This window comes from Streptomyces vulcanius, from assembly GCF_042653945.1.
Classification (GTDB): Bacteria; Actinomycetota; Actinomycetes; order Streptomycetales; family Streptomycetaceae; genus Streptomyces; species Streptomyces mangrovi.
The window spans coordinates 1-14,754 of sequence record NZ_JBHSFK010000064.1 but is presented as its reverse complement, the minus strand read 5'-3'; the positions used below and the strand labels follow the sequence as shown (position 1 = coordinate 14,754).

At 69.9% G+C, this 14,754-nt stretch carries 11 protein-coding genes and 3 pseudogenes; 11 read left to right on the top strand and 3 right to left on the bottom strand.

Annotated features, from left to right (window positions below):
• Nucleotides 1-95: 95 nt before the first annotated feature.
• On the top strand, nucleotides 96-1,592 hold the full coding sequence (gene eccD, locus ACFPIH_RS52560; protein ID WP_381187018.1) for a type VII secretion integral membrane protein EccD: 1,497 nt from the start codon (nucleotides 96-98) through the stop codon (nucleotides 1,590-1,592).
• Nucleotides 1,593-2,183: 591 nt separating this feature from the next.
• Here the strand turns inward: eccD and ACFPIH_RS52555 are convergent.
• The gene (locus ACFPIH_RS52555; protein ID WP_381187021.1) at nucleotides 2,184-2,477 is read right to left on the bottom strand and encodes a DUF397 domain-containing protein; all 294 of its coding nucleotides are present in this window, start codon (nucleotides 2,475-2,477) and stop codon (nucleotides 2,184-2,186) included.
• A 306-nt stretch (nucleotides 2,478-2,783) separates the two neighbouring features.
• Between ACFPIH_RS52555 and rpsO the strand changes: the two genes are divergently transcribed.
• From rpsO to ACFPIH_RS52530, 5 genes are all read left to right on the top strand, one after another.
• Complete coding sequence (rpsO, locus tag ACFPIH_RS52550; protein WP_073494901.1) at nucleotides 2,784-3,071, top strand: 30S ribosomal protein S15; 288 nt, start codon at nucleotides 2,784-2,786, stop codon at nucleotides 3,069-3,071.
• A 295-nt stretch (nucleotides 3,072-3,366) separates the two neighbouring features.
• The gene (locus ACFPIH_RS52545; protein ID WP_381187024.1) at nucleotides 3,367-5,589 is read left to right on the top strand and encodes a polyribonucleotide nucleotidyltransferase; all 2,223 of its coding nucleotides are present in this window, start codon (nucleotides 3,367-3,369) and stop codon (nucleotides 5,587-5,589) included.
• Complete coding sequence (locus ACFPIH_RS52540; RefSeq protein WP_381187026.1) at nucleotides 5,586-6,965, top strand: M16 family metallopeptidase; 1,380 nt, start codon at nucleotides 5,586-5,588, stop codon at nucleotides 6,963-6,965. The genes ACFPIH_RS52545 and ACFPIH_RS52540 overlap by 4 nt, the downstream gene beginning before the upstream one ends.
• A gap of 77 nt (nucleotides 6,966-7,042) precedes the next feature.
• Nucleotides 7,043-7,795 (top strand): 4-hydroxy-tetrahydrodipicolinate reductase, encoded by a 753-nt coding sequence (gene dapB, locus ACFPIH_RS52535; RefSeq protein ID WP_381187029.1) that lies wholly within the window; start codon nucleotides 7,043-7,045, stop codon nucleotides 7,793-7,795.
• 10 nt (nucleotides 7,796-7,805) lie between these two features.
• The gene (locus ACFPIH_RS52530; RefSeq protein ID WP_381187032.1) at nucleotides 7,806-8,249 is read left to right on the top strand and encodes a hypothetical protein; all 444 of its coding nucleotides are present in this window, start codon (nucleotides 7,806-7,808) and stop codon (nucleotides 8,247-8,249) included.
• Between the two features lie 473 nt (nucleotides 8,250-8,722).
• Here the strand turns inward: ACFPIH_RS52530 and ACFPIH_RS52525 are convergent, their stop codons facing one another.
• On the bottom strand, nucleotides 8,723-9,277 hold the full coding sequence (locus tag ACFPIH_RS52525; protein ID WP_381187034.1) for a hypothetical protein: 555 nt from the start codon (nucleotides 9,275-9,277) through the stop codon (nucleotides 8,723-8,725).
• Between the two features lie 117 nt (nucleotides 9,278-9,394).
• Entirely contained in the window at nucleotides 9,395-9,631 is a 237-nt protein-coding gene (locus ACFPIH_RS52520; RefSeq protein ID WP_381187037.1) for a hypothetical protein, read from the bottom strand.
• Between the two features lie 166 nt (nucleotides 9,632-9,797).
• On the opposite strand from ACFPIH_RS52520, the pseudogene ACFPIH_RS52515 reads away from it, so the two are divergent.
• The 5 genes and pseudogenes from ACFPIH_RS52515 to ACFPIH_RS52495 all read left to right on the top strand — a co-directional run.
• A pseudogene (locus tag ACFPIH_RS52515) lies at nucleotides 9,798-10,088 on the top strand (FAD-dependent thymidylate synthase); the annotation flags it as partial.
• Nucleotides 10,068-10,994 (top strand): annotated as a pseudogene (locus tag ACFPIH_RS52510) (HNH endonuclease); the annotation flags it as partial. The pseudogenes ACFPIH_RS52515 and ACFPIH_RS52510, both read left to right, overlap by 21 nt.
• 3 nt (nucleotides 10,995-10,997) lie before the next feature.
• Nucleotides 10,998-11,447 (top strand): annotated as a pseudogene (gene thyX / locus ACFPIH_RS52505) (FAD-dependent thymidylate synthase); the annotation flags it as partial.
• Between the two features lie 211 nt (nucleotides 11,448-11,658).
• On the top strand, nucleotides 11,659-12,558 hold the full coding sequence (gene dapA, locus ACFPIH_RS52500) for a 4-hydroxy-tetrahydrodipicolinate synthase (protein WP_381187039.1): 900 nt from the start codon (nucleotides 11,659-11,661) through the stop codon (nucleotides 12,556-12,558).
• A 144-nt stretch (nucleotides 12,559-12,702) separates the two neighbouring features.
• Nucleotides 12,703-14,388, top strand: coding sequence for a ribonuclease J (locus ACFPIH_RS52495; protein ID WP_381187041.1), 1,686 nt, complete (start codon nucleotides 12,703-12,705; stop codon nucleotides 14,386-14,388).
• The last annotated feature ends 366 nt before the right edge of the window (nucleotides 14,389-14,754 follow it).

The window sequence follows — 14,754 nt, the reverse complement described above, 5'->3', positions numbered from 1 at the left end:
CGGCCCGGAATGCCGGAACAGCCCGTCCGCTGCGCAGGAACTTCACAGCACGAGCACGAACGACGCGGGAAACCACCACTGAGGGGGATCAGCAGGTGAGCATCACGGCCTCGACGGCAGCCACCGGAGGAGGACAGACCCTGGCGGTCACGGGCCTCGGCTTCTGCCGGGTCACGATCGTCGCGCCCGACAGCAGGATCGACGTGGCACTGCCCGACGACATCCCCGTCGTCGACATCTACCCGGAGATCCTCCGGCTCTCCCGGCAGAGCCCCGCCGAGGGCGCCCCCGTCGGCTACCACCTCGTACGGCGCGACGGCACCGTCCTCGACGGCTCGCGCTCGTTCGCCGCCCAGCACATCCTCGACGGCGAACTCCTCACCCTGCGCCCCTTCTCGGAGTCGCTGCCGCCGGCCGTCCACGACGACGTGTCCGAGGCGGTCGCCGCCGCCGTCACCCGCGAACGCGCCCTGTGGGGCACCGACCTGACCCGTGCCGCGGGCCTCGTCGGCGGCGGTGTCCTGCCCGCCCTGCTCGCCTTCGTGGCCTGGACCGGCGACCCACGCCACGACATGCACTCGCTGCCCGGCGTCCTCGCCGCCGTCACCGGCGTCCTGCTGGTCGCCCTCGCCTGTGTCCGGGCCCGCGTCTACGACGACCGCGCCTCGGCCGTCGCCCTGGGGCTCGGCGCCCTGCCGAACGTCGGGGTGGCCGGCTCCGGCCTCCTCCCGCTCACCGACGGCGAGGGGATCGGGAAGCTCCAGTTCCTGCTGGCCTGCGCGGCGGTGCTGGTGGCCGCCGTCCTCCTCACCCTGTGCTCGCCGGGCGGCGACGGCCCCTTCGTCGCCTGTGTCGTCGCCTCCGGCCTCGCCCTGGCCGCCGTGTTCGGGGGGATCCTCGCGCACTGGACGCCGTCCGAGATCGCCGCGCTGTGCGCCCCGCTCGGCGTGGGCGCCCTCGCCTTCCTGCCCGGCCTGTCCATGCGGTTCGCGCGGCTGCCGATCGGCTTCGACGCCCGCGACTCCGCCCCGCGCACCGCGTACGGCGCCGACCCTGCCCCCCAGGAGCCGGTCGACGTCGAGCGCATCACCGCGCAGGCCCGGCGCGGCCACGAACTCCTGGTCGGCCTGGTCGGCGGCTGCGCGACGCTCGCCGTCGGCTCCTGCGCGGTCCTCGGCTTCGCCGACAACCTCTGGGCCCAACTGCTCGCCCTCGCCGTCGGCGTCGCCCTGCTGATGCGCGCCCACCTCTTCCGCTACACCGCGCAGGTCGCCCCCGTCCTGGCGGCGGGCCTCGGCTCCCTGGTCCTGCTCGGACTCGGCCTCGCCCTGAACCCGCCCCTGTCGGCCGTCCGCGACGCCCTCACCGGCGACCGCGCCGACCTGGACCTCCGCACGATCTGGCTGATCGCGGCCATCGCCGCGGCGACGGCCATCGTCACCGCGACCGGCCTGACCGCCGCCCGCGGCGGCGCCACCCCGTTCTGGGGCCGCTTCAAGGAAATCGCCGAGGGCTTCGTCCTCCTCACCCTGGTCCCCCTCGCCCTGGCCGTCTTCGACGTCTATACGACGGCCCGCTCGATGACGAGCTGAACGGGGACGTCGGGCTTCGACGGGGGCTTCGACGAGCGGGGCCCCAGGGGCAGGGTCTCCGTGGGCCGGGCGTCTACGGGTCGGGCCCCACGGGCCGGGCGTCCGCGGGTCGGGCCCCACGGGCCGGGTCTCCGTGGGCCGGGCGTCCACGGGTCGGGCCCCACGGGCCGGGCGTCCGCGGGTCGGGCCCCACGGGCCGGGTCTCCGCGGGTCGGGCCCCACGGGCCGGGTCTCCGTGGGCCGGGCCCCCACGGGTGGGCTCCCACGGGCCGGGTCTCCGTGAGCCGGGCGTCCACGAGCGGGCGTCCACTAGCCGCCCACGCCCGGCCCTGGTGACCGACTGTTCCGGGATGGCGCAGGAGGTCGCCCGCGAGGGCACCGACGGCAGGTTGTCCCGGGGCCCGTCCTGGACGTCGTACAGGGATGGCACCGCCGGACGCCCCCGCCGATCCCGCCCCCGCCAATCCGCACCCCTGCCGGCACCGCACCCCGCGGTCACCGGCGAGAAGCCGCGGCAGCCGGAACGGTGGTGCCCGGCCCCGCGGCGGCGCCGGTGGGAAACTGCGGGAGTCGGAGAGGTGGGCCCGGCCCCTACTCCGCCACCGCCCCCCCGTTGTGCGGCGCCGGCTCCAGGTCGAACTCGCCGTCCCGCGCGCCCAGCACGAACGCCCGCCACTCCCCCTCCGTGTAGCGCAGCACAGTGTCCGGGTCGAGCGACGACCGCATCGCCACGGCGCCGTCGGGCAGCTCGGCGATCTCGACGCGCTCCTCGTGCTCCTCCGTGCCCGGCGCGCACTTCCACTCGACGCCCGAGATGTCGAGCGCGTACAGCTCGTCGCGCTCCCGCTCCTTGCGCGCCTTCATCTCCGCTTCCGTCTCCGCCATGCCGCAGCGACCCCTTCCAGACGTACGCCCATAGGGCACCTGGGCACCTACAGGCTTCACGAACGATCCGAGCGTCACCCTAGTGGCCGAGGCCCGGCCGTCCCCGTGGTTCGGGAACCGGGGCGAAGACGCCCGCCACCTCCTGGTACCCTGACTCTCGGCCGTTTGTGTACGCACCCCCGGAGCCCCTCAAGGGACGTCCCGGAGGCCGCGCCCAGCGGATCCCCGCCTTCCGAGTTACGGAAGCTCCCCCGAGAAAGAGACCGGGGGCACTCGGTGGCCATTCAAAGACTACGAGGAGTACGCGTGTCGCTCGACGCCGCTACGAAGAAGCAGATCATCGGTGAGTTCGGCCAGAAGGAGGGCGACACCGGCTCCCCCGAGGTCCAGGTCGCCATGCTGTCGCGTCGGATCTCCGACCTGACCGAGCACCTCAAGACCCACAAGCACGACCACCACTCCCGTCGTGGTCTGCTGATCCTGGTCGGCCAGCGTCGCCGTCTGCTGCAGTACCTGGCCAAGAAGGACATCCAGCGCTTCCGTGCGCTGGTCGACCGCCTCGGCATCCGCCGTGGTGCGGCCGGCGCCAAGTAACACGCCGTGGAGGGAGCGGTTCCCCTGATTGCCGGGGGCCGCTCCCTTTGCCGTATGTGCGGAAACATGCGGAGTGTCACCGACGCTTTGTAGTGTGGTAGCACAACGCAATATCACGAGGAGAAGCGCACCTCGCCGCCGCCGGTCCTCGGTAGTGGCCCCCGGGCAATGCGAACCCGGGTGCTTCGATCGAAGACCGGCCCGCACCAGGCGCTTCTCCGCAACGTCCTCCCGCCACACGGGCGGATCAGGACAAAAGACGAAACGTAGACGAAAAGTAACGGAGAAAACGCTAGTGGAGAACGAGACCCACTACGCCGAGGCCGTCATCGACAATGGCGCCTTCGGCACCCGCACCATCCGCTTCGAGACGGGCCGCCTGGCCAAGCAGGCCGCCGGCTCCGCCGTGGCGTACCTGGACGACGACACCATGGTGCTGTCGGCCACCACCGCCTCCAAGAACCCCAAGGACCAGCTCGACTTCTTCCCCCTGACGGTGGACGTCGAGGAGCGCATGTACGCGGCCGGGAAGATCCCCGGTTCCTTCTTCCGCCGTGAGGGCCGGCCGAGCGAGGACGCGATCCTCACCTGCCGTCTGATCGACCGCCCGCTGCGCCCGTCCTTCAGGAAGGGCCTGCGCAACGAGATCCAGGTCGTCGCCACCATCATGGCGCTCAACCCCGACCACCTGTACGACGTCGTGGCGATCAACGCCGCGTCCGCGTCCACGCAGCTGGCCGGTCTGCCCTTCTCCGGCCCGATCGGCGGCGTCCGCGTCGCGCTGATCAACGGCCAGTGGGTCGCCTTCCCGACGCACACCGAGCTCGAGGACGCCGTCTTCGACATGGTCGTCGCGGGCCGCGCCCTGGAGGACGGCGACGTCGCGATCATGATGGTCGAGGCCGAGGCCACCGACAAGACCATCCAGCTGGTCAAGGGCGGCGCCGAGGCGCCGACCGAGGAGGTCGTCGCCGCCGGTCTGGACGCCGCGAAGCCCTTCATCAAGGTGCTCTGCAAGGCCCAGGCCGACCTCGCCGCCAAGGCCGCGAAGCCGACCGGCGAGTTCCCGATCTTCCTCGACTACCAGGACGACGTCCTGGAGGCGCTGACCGGCGCCGTCAAGCCGGAGCTGGCCTCCGCGCTGACCATCGCGGGCAAGCAGGAGCGCGAGTCGGAGCTGGACCGCGTCAAGGGCCTGGCCGCCGAGAAGCTGCTCCCGGAGTTCGAGGGCCGCGAGAAGGAGATCTCCGCCGCGTACCGCTCGCTCACCAAGCAGCTGGTCCGCGAGCGCGTGATCAAGGAGAAGAAGCGCATCGACGGCCGTGGCGTCACGGACATCCGTACGCTCGCCGCCGAGGTCGAGGCCATTCCGCGTGTGCACGGTTCCGCCGTGTTCGAGCGTGGCGAGACCCAGATCCTGGGCGTCACCACCCTCAACATGCTCCGCATGGAGCAGCAGCTGGACACCCTCTCCCCGGTGACCCGCAAGCGCTACATGCACAACTACAACTTCCCGCCGTACTCCACCGGCGAGACCGGCCGCGTCGGCTCCCCGAAGCGTCGCGAGATCGGCCACGGCGCCCTCGCCGAGCGCGCCCTGGTCCCGGTCCTGCCGACCCGCGAGGAGTTCCCCTACGCGATCCGCCAGGTCTCCGAGGCGCTGAGCTCCAACGGCTCGACGTCCATGGGCTCGGTCTGCGCGTCCACCATGTCGCTGCTGAACGCCGGTGTGCCGCTGAAGGCCCCCGTCGCCGGTATCGCCATGGGCCTGATCTCCCAGGAGATCGACGGCGAGACGCACTACGTCACCCTCACCGACATCCTCGGTGCGGAGGACGCCTTCGGCGACATGGACTTCAAGGTCGCCGGCACCAAGGAGTTCGTCACCGCCCTCCAGCTCGACACCAAGCTGGACGGCATCCCGGCCTCCGTCCTGGCCGCGGCCCTCAAGCAGGCCCGTGACGCCCGCCTCCACATCCTCGACGTGATGATGGAAGCGATCGACACGCCTGACGAGATGTCCCCGAACGCCCCGCGGATCATCACCGTCAAGATCCCCGTGGACAAGATCGGTGAGGTCATCGGCCCCAAGGGCAAGATGATCAACCAGATCCAGGAGGACACCGGCGCCGAGATCACGATCGAGGACGACGGCACCATCTACATCGGTGCCTCCGACGGCCCGGCCGCCGAGGCCGCCCGTACGACGATCAACAGCATCGCCAACCCGACCATGCCGGAGGTCGGCGAGCGCTACCTGGGTACGGTCGTCAAGACCACCACCTTTGGTGCGTTCGTGTCGCTGCTCCCGGGCAAGGACGGTCTGCTGCACATCTCGCAGATCCGCAAGCTGGCCGGCGGCAAGCGCGTGGAGAACGTCGAGGACGTTCTCGGTGTGGGCCAGAAGGTCCAGGTCGAGATCGCCGAGATCGACTCCCGCGGCAAGCTCTCCCTGATCCCCGTGGTCGAGGGCGAAGAAGATTCTGCCGACGACAAGAAGGACGACGCCGACCAGTGACGTCCCGTAGCTCCAAGGCGACGGCCCGCACCTCTTCGGAGGCGCGGGCCGTCGCCCGTACCCAAACACTGATCCAGGGCCACAACGGCATCGGCACGGTCCGCAAGACCACCCTCCCGGGCGGCCTGCGCATCGTCACCGAGACCCTCCCCTCGGTCCGCTCCGCGACCTTCGGCATCTGGGCCCACGTCGGCTCCCGCGACGAGACCCCGTCCCTGAACGGCGCCACCCACTACCTGGAACACCTGCTCTTCAAGGGCACCACGCGCAGGTCCGCCCTGGACATCTCCTCCGCGATCGACGCGGTCGGCGGCGAGATGAACGCGTTCACGGCCAAGGAGTACACGTGCTACTACGCACGCGTGCTCGACGCCGACCTGCCGCTCGCCATAGACGTCGTCTGCGACATGCTGACCGGCTCACTGATCCTCGAGGACGACGTCAACGTCGAGCGCGGCGCGATCCTCGAAGAGATCGCCATGACCGAGGACGACCCCGGCGACTGCGTCCACGACCTGTTCGCGCAGACCATGTTCGGCGACAACCCCCTCGGCCGCCCGGTCCTGGGCACCGTCGACACGGTCAACGCCCTCACCGCCGACCGCATCCGCCGCTTCTACAAGAAGCACTACGACCCCACCCACCTGGTGGTCGCGGCGGCCGGCAACATCGACCACAACAAGGTCGTACGACAGGTCCGCGCGGCCTTCGAGAAGGCCGGCGCCCTCAAGAACACCGACGCCACCCCGATCGCCCCGCGCGACGGCCGCCGCACCCTGCGCACCGCGGGCCGCGTCGAACTCCTCGGCCGCAAGACCGAGCAGGCGCACGTCGTCCTCGGCATGCCGGGCCTGGCCCGCACCGACGACCGCCGCTGGGCCCTCGGCGTCCTGAACACCGCCCTCGGCGGCGGGATGTCCTCCCGGCTCTTCCAGGAGGTCCGCGAGAAGCGCGGCCTGGCCTACAGCGTGTACTCGTACACCTCCGGCTTCGCCGACTGCGGCCTCTTCGGCGTGTACGCCGGCTGCCGCCCGTCCCAGGTCCACGACGTGCTGAAGATCTGCCGCGACGAACTCGACCACGTCGCCGAGCACGGCCTGTCCGACGACGAGATCGGCCGCGCCATCGGCCAGCTCCGCGGCTCCACGGTCCTCGGACTGGAGGACACCGGCGCGCTCATGAACCGCATCGGCAAGAGCGAACTGTGCTGGGGCGAGCAGATGTCGGTCGACGACATGCTGACCCGGATAGCCGCCGTGACCCCGGACGAGGTGCGATCGGTGGCCCGCGAGATCCTGGGCCGGCGCCCCTCACTGTCGGTCATCGGCCCGCTCAAGGACAAGCAGGCCGCCCGGCTGAACGACGCGGTCGCCTGACCCCCTTCGGTCTCGGTGAGTCGGTTCGGCATTCGGATTCGGCATTCGGATTCGGCATTCGGTAAGGAAGCAGGACGATGAGCAAGCTGCGTGTGGCGGTCCTCGGCGCCAAGGGCCGGATCGGTTCCGAGGCGGTACGGGCGGTCGAGGCCGCCGAGGACATGGAACTGGTGGCCGCCCTGGGCCGCGGCGACACGCTGGAGGCCCTGGCGGCGACCGGCGCCCAGGTCGCCGTGGAACTCACCACGCCCGCCTCCGTGATGGAGAACCTCGAGTACTGCGTCGGGCACGGCATCCACGCCGTCGTCGGCACGACCGGCTGGACCGACGAGCGCCTCGCACAGTTGAACGGCTGGCTGGCCGCCTCCCCGGAGACCGGCGTGCTCATCGCGCCGAACTTCTCCATCGGCGCGGTCCTCACCATGAAGTTCGCGCAGATCGCGGCGCCGTACTTCGAGTCCGTCGAGGTCGTCGAGCTGCACCACCCGAACAAGGTGGACGCCCCCTCCGGCACCGCCACCCGCACCGCCCAGCTCATCGCCGAGGCCCGCCGCGCGGCCGGCTCCGCCCCGGCCCCCGACGCCACGACCACGGCCCTGGACGGCGCGCGCGGCGCCAGCGTGGACGGCGTCCCCGTGCACGCGATCCGCCTGCGCGGGCTCCTCGCCCACCAGGAGGTCCTGCTCGGCGGCGAGGGCGAGACCCTCACCGTCCGCCATGACTCGCTCCACCACAGCAGTTTCATGCCGGGCATCCTGCTGGGCGCGCGCCGGGTGGTGACGGCTCCGGGCCTCACCTTCGGTCTCGAACACTTCCTGGACCTGGGCTGAGGCTTTCGAGATGCGCGCCAAGCTGTCCTACGCCCTCACGGCCGCCGTCCTGGTCTTCTACTTCGTCCTGGTCGGCAGCCGTGGCGTGATGCTCATACAGGCCGGCACGGTCATCACCGTCACCTTCGGGGTCGCGGTGCTGATCCTGCCGGTCATCGGCGTCTGGTTCCTCTGGAAGAACACCCAGTTCGTCCGGCGGGCCAACGCCCTCGCCGCCGAACTCGACGCGGAGGGCGGCCTCCCCGTCGACGAACTCAAGCGCACCCCCGGCGGGCGCATCGACCGCGACTCGGCTGACGAGGTCTTCGCCCTCCGCAAGGCCGAGACCGAGGCGGCCCCCGACGACTGGCGCACCTGGTTCCGGCTGGCGGTCGCCTACCACGACGCCCGCGACACCCCCCGAGCCCGCAAGGCGATGCAACGCGCCATCGGCCTGCACCAGCCCCCGCACTGAGCCCGAACCCCCCGCCCGGCCGACCCCGCCCGCACGCAAAGGCGTCTGGCCCGAGTCCGCTCCGGTCCCGGCGACGGCCTACCTGAATTCCGCCCAGTCGCGGCGGCCGGCCTGGCTCGCGTCCGGCCCAGGCGGCGCCCGGTCTCAGCTCTGTCCAGCTTCAGTGGCGGCTGGCCCGAGTTCCGCCCCGTCCCGGCCGTGGTTCGCCTGAGCCCTGTCCGGCGTCAGCGGGTGCCTGGGTCTGAGTTCCGTCCGGTCCCGGCGGTGGTTCGCCTGAGACCTGCCTGGCCTCGGCGGGTGCCTGGGTCTGAGTTCCGTCCGTCTTCGACGGTGCCTGGTCTGAGCCTTCCGGCCTCGGCGGGTGCCCGGCCCGGTTCCGTCCGGCTTCGGCGGTGGCTGGGGCTGGATCCCGTCCGGCTTCGGCAGCGGCCGGTCTCAGTTCCGTCCGGTCCCAGCCGCGGTTGAGCCGAGGCTCAGCCGCGCCCGTGCTCCGCGGCCCACGCCTCGACCCTGTCCGCCGCCCGGTCGAACGCCTCGCCACGTGCCAGGAAGTCCGCCCCGTGCGTGGTCAGCAGCAGCATGGTCTCCTGCGCCGACCGGTCCCGCCGTACGACGGTGAGCGCCTGCCCCTGGACCGTCCGCGGCAGCCCCAGCCAGCGCACCGGCTGCTGCACGGTCCGCACGGCGGCGACCCGGCTCCACGGCACCGTCCGGGTGACGAGGAAGCGCACCTGGCGCAGCCCACGCGCGCTCACCCACGTACCCATGCGCAGCAGCCGCAGCGCGGCGGCGATCACCAGCAGCGAGAGACCGAACACGACACCGGCCTCGGACACCGAGCCGGTCAGCGCGATGACGACCGCCGCGAACAGCACATACGACGCGAGCAGCAGCGCCAGCGCGGCCACGCCGACCCGCCAGGGCCCGGGACGGTAGGGGCGCCGCCAGCGCTCACGGTCCTCGAAGGGCAGTGCGACGTCGTCCGCCGCCTCGAATGCGCGGTCGGCCGTCAGGAAGGGCAAGGGCACGGCTGGTCCTCACTCGTCTTTGCGTGTGCTGTGCCCGGTGAGGCTATCCGGCCGTGCCGGCGCCCACCACCATCGGGGGCCGGATGGAGGCGCGGCGTGAACTCCGCGCGGCGTCCGTCAACGCCCTTCGGAGGCCTGGGGCTGCTGCGTCTGCGCGGAATGGCTCAGGGTCAGCGCCGGCATCCCGATGACGAGCGAACCCACGAGCCCGGCGACGATCGTGAGCCCGAGGAGCCAGCGCCCGGCTATCTGACTCACGGTGGACCGCTCACGGGGCGGGGGAGCGACATTGCTTCGGAACCTGTCAGCCTCCGCAAGGAAGGCGAACGGAACTGGTTCACGCCGGCGGAACATCAGGGGTACCGCACCTCTCTGGGCTCGAACGAATCACTGTCACCAAGACAGACGAACGAGTGCCGCAAAAGGTGCCTTCCTGCCCCGAATCCGAACGTCCTGATGTCAGTGGCGGGCCGTAGAGTGGGCGCCGCCCAGAGAAGTGATGGAAGGGACCCTCCGACCCGTGACCGACACCCCCGCCGACGACCTCAAGCCCAGCTTCCGCGGTGATGTCACCGTCGAACTGGTCAAGCACACCGCGTCCGACGCCGACGTGCTCTTCGCCGCCCGTGTCTCGACCGCCGGCGAGCAGTCCCTGGACGAGCTGGACAAGGACCCGGAGCGTTCCAAGGGCCTGATCAACTACCTGATGCGGGACCGGCACGGCAGCCCCTTCGAGCACAACTCGATGACCTTCTTCATCAGCGCCCCGATCTTCGTCTTCCGCGAGTTCATGCGGCACAGGGTGGGCTGGTGCATCGCGGGAGACACCGAGATCACCCTGGAGAGCGAGGCAGGCAATCTCCGTCGGCGCACCATCGCCGAACTGCACGAACTCTGGCATCTGGGAGTGGAGGACCGCCTCCCGCACTCCGCCGGCGGGGTGACCTGGCACAGCCGCGCGGGTCAGTGGATGGCTCAGGTGCGTCGCGGCGAAACCAATCACTACCTCGGCCTGTACGAGAACCGGGAGGCGGCCGAGTCCGCCGTCGCCGAGTTCCGGGAGGAGCATCCGAGTACGCGCCTGCGGAAGCTCGAATCGGTCCGGCGCAGCCACGTGCGCTGTTACGACGAGGAGACTCTGCTCGCCCAGCGGGCCAGGATCGTCGACGTGATCGAATCGGGCGTCAAGCCGCTGATCAAGATCACCACCGCTTCCGGGAAGACGCTCCGCTGCACGGTCGACCACGCCGTGTTCACCCCCGAAGGCTGGGTCAAGGCGGGCGAACTCACCCTCGGTGACGCCGTCATGGTGGCGGGGACCGTTCCCAGGCCCTCCCAGGCTCTGATCCCGCCGAGTCTGGGCCGTGGCATCGGAGTATGGACGTCCATGCAGCGGCAGCGGCTGATCAAGGATGTCGACGCCTGCCACCTGTGCGGACAGGAATTCCCGCGTGATCAACTCGCGCTCGACCACGTCGTCCCGGTGGCGGGCGATCTGGCCAGGGCGCTGGACGAGAAGAACCTCGCCCCGGCCTGCGAGCCCTGCCATACCGCCAAGAGCGGCGGCGAGCAGGCCCTGACCCAGCGTGACGGCAAGACGGCCGAGGCGGTTCCGGATCCCGTCGTCGCCATCGAGGCGGACGGCGAGGAGATGACCTACGACCTCTCCGTGGAAGGTCCCTGGCACAACTTCCTGGCCAATGGAATCGTCGTCCACAATTCGTACAACGAGGAGTCCGGGCGCTATCGCGAGCTGCAGCCCGTCTTCTACGTCCCTGACGAGGCGCGCAAGCTCGTCCAGAAGGGCCGGCCCGGCAAGTACGTCTTCGAGGAGGGCACCCAGGCCCAGCAGGAGCTGGTCGGCCGAGCCATGGAGGACTCCTACGTACAGGCGTACGAGGCGTACCAGGAAATGCTCGCAGCCGGCGTCGCCCGCGAGGTGGCCCGCTCGGTCCTCCCCGTCGGCCTGTTCTCCTCGATGTACGCCACCTGCAACGCCCGCTCGCTGATGCACTTCCTCGGCCTGCGTACCCAGCACGAGCTGGCCAAGGTCCCGTCCTTCCCGCAGCGGGAGATCGAGATGGTGGGGGAGAGGATGGAGGCGGAGTGGGAGAAGCTCATGCCCCTCACACACGCCGCCTTCAACGCCAACGGTCGCGTCGCCCCTTAACGAAGGCTTGTTCTCCCACCCGGCACACATGTGCGGGTCATCCGGGCGAAGTGTCCGTATTGCGGCATTTAGAGAAGTTCATCTAGCCTGATCAAACGGACCCGGTACTGCTTGAACCCCCGAGCAGGCAGTACCGGGATCCGCATTTGTCCTTACTTTTCCGAACCCCCCGAGGGCAGACCAGAGGGGGAGCAACGAGTAGCGTGTAAGCATGGCTCCGACCTCCACTCCGCAGACCCCCTTCGGGCGGGTCCTCACCGCCATGGTCACGCCCTTCACGGCGGACGGCGGACTCGACCTCGACGGCGCACAGCGGCTCGCCACCCACCTGGTGGACGCAGGCAACGACGGCCTGATCATCAACGGCACCACCGGCGAGTCGCCCACCACCACGGACGCGGAGAAATCGGATCTGGTACGAGCCGTCCTGGAGGCCGTCGGCGACCGGGCCCACATCGTGGCCGGGGTCGGCACCAACGACACCCACCACAGCGTCGAACTCGCCAAGGCCGCCGAGAAGACGGGCGCACACGGCCTCCTGGTCGTCACCCCGTACTACAACAAGCCCCCGCAAGAGGGCCTCTACCGCCACTTCACCGCTGTCGCCGACGCCACCGAGCTGCCGGCCATGCTCTACGACATCCCCGGCCGCAGCGGCGTCCCGATCAGCACCGAGACGCTCGTCCGCCTCGCCGAGCACCCCCGGATCGTCGCCAACAAGGACGCCAAGGGCGACCTCGGCCGCGCCAGCTGGGCCATCGCGCGCTCCCGCCTCGCCTGGTACTCCGGCGACGACATGCTGAACCTGCCGCTGCTCTCCGTGGGCGCGGTCGGCTTCGTCTCGGTCGTCGGCCACCTGGTCACGCCCGATCTGCGCGCCCTCGTCGACGCGTTCGTCGCCGGTGACGTACAGAAGGCCACCGAGATCCACCAGAAGCTGCTCCCGGTCTACACCGGCGTCTTCCGCACCCAGGGCGTCATGACGACCAAGGCCGCGCTCGCCCTCCAGGGCCTGCCCGCGGGCCCGCTGCGCTCGCCCATGGTCGAATGCTCTCCCGAGGAGATCGAACAGCTCAAGATCGATCTTGCCGCCGGCGGGGTACAGCTCTGACAACAGACTTCACAACTGAATACCTCTAACTGAATACGCAGGCCACCGGTGCCTGCCATCCACAACGACAACTGCTTCTAGCACGAACGTCATGCGCGCCACGTGCCCCACCGGTACGTGGCGCGCGTGTTTGAGGAGAGTCTTTTGAGTCATCCGCATCCCGAACTGGCCCCGCCTCAGCCGCTCCCCAAGGGCGGTCTGCGGGTCACCCCGCTCGGCGGCCTCGGCGAGATCGGCCGCAACATGACGGTCTTCGAGTACGGCGGCCGTCTCCTGATCGTCGACTGCGGAGTGCTCTTCCCCGAGGAGGAGCAGCCCGGAATCGACCTGATCCTGCCCGACTTCTCGTCGATCCGGGACCGCCTCGACGACATCGAGGGCATCGTCCTCACCCACGGTCACGAGGACCACATCGGCGGCGTCCCCTTCCTTCTGCGGGAGAAGCCGGACATCCCGCTGATCGGCTCCAAGCTGACCCTCGCCCTCATCGAGGCGAAGCTCCAGGAGCACCGCATCCGTCCGTACACCCTGGAGGTGGCGGAGGGGAACCGGGAGCGCATCGGACCCTTCGACTGCGAGTTCATCGCGGTCAACCACTCCATCCCGGACGCCCTCGCGGTGGCGATCCGTACGCCCGCCGGCATGGTGGTCCACACGGGCGACTTCAAGATGGACCAGCTCCCGCTGGACAACCGTCTGACCGACCTGCACGCGTTCGCACGGCTGAGCGAGGAAGGCATCGACCTCCTCCTCTCCGACTCCACGAACGCCGAGGTCCCGGGCTTCGTGCCACCCGAGCGCGACATCTCCAACGTCCTGCGCCAGGTCTTCGGCAACGCCCGCAAGCGGATCATCGTGGCGAGCTTCGCCAGCCACGTCCACCGCATCCAGCAGATCCTGGACGCGGCGCACGAGTACGGCCGCCGGGTCGCCTTCGTGGGCCGCTCGATGGTCCGCAACATGGGCATCGCGCGCGACCTCGGCTATCTGAAGGTCCCACCAGGCCTGGTCGTGGACGTCAAGACCCTCGACGACCTCCCCGACCACGAGGTGGTCCTGGTCTGCACGGGCTCCCAGGGCGAACCGATGGCCGCCCTGTCCCGCATGGCCAACCGCGACCACCAGATCCGCATCGTCCCCGGCGACACGGTGATCCTGGCGTCGTCCCTGATCCCCGGCAACGAGAACGCGGTCTACCGCGTCATCAACGGCCTGACCCGCTGGGGCGCGAACGTCATCCACAAGGGCAACGCCAAGGTGCATGTCTCGGGCCACGCGTCGGCCGGCGAGTTGCTGTACTTCTACAACATCTGCCGCCCGAGGAACCTGATGCCGGTCCACGGCGAATGGCGCCACCTGAGGGCCAACGCCGAGCTGGGTGCGTTGACGGGTGTCCCGCACGACCGGATCGTCATCGCCGAGGACGGCGTCGTCGTCGACCTCGTCGAGGGCAAGGCGAAGATCGTCGGCAAGGTCCAGGCGGGTTACGTCTACGTCGACGGACTCTCGGTCGGCGATGTCGGCGAACCGGCCCTGAAGGACCGGAAGATCCTCGGCGACGAAGGCATCATCTCGGTCTTCGTCGTGGTGGACTCCTCCACCGGCAAGATCACCGGCGGTCCGCACATCCAGGCCCGCGGCTCCGGCATCGAGGACTCCGCCTTCGCGGACGTCGCCCCGAGGATCACCGAAGTCCTGGAACGCTCGGCCCAGGACGGCGTGGTCGAGCCCCACCAGCTGCAGCAACTCATCCGCCGCACCCTGGGCAAGTGGGTCTCGGACAACTATCGCCGCAGGCCGATGATCCTCCCGGTGGTCGTGGAGGTCTGAGCGACGTACGCCCCGCCGTACGAGCGGAGTTGGAGCGGGGCTCCTCGATTTGCATCGAGGAGCCCCGCTCCAGTACGTTTACGGCTCCGCCAGAACGGGAACCCGGCCGCCACGTGCGTGCCCGGAGCACTCCCGGGAGGGGCGGGAAACCGACTCAGAACTTCTGATAAAGTCGGAACCGCCGGAAAGGGAAACCGCGCAGCGAATAGCGCGGGAACCTGGAAAGCGCCGAGGAAATCGGATCGGGAAACGGTCTGATAGAGTCGGAAACGCAAGACCGAAGGGAAGCGCCCGGAGGAAAGCCTGAGAGTGTCTTGGGTGAGTACAAAGGAAGCGTCCGTTCCTTGAGAACTCAACAGCGTGCCA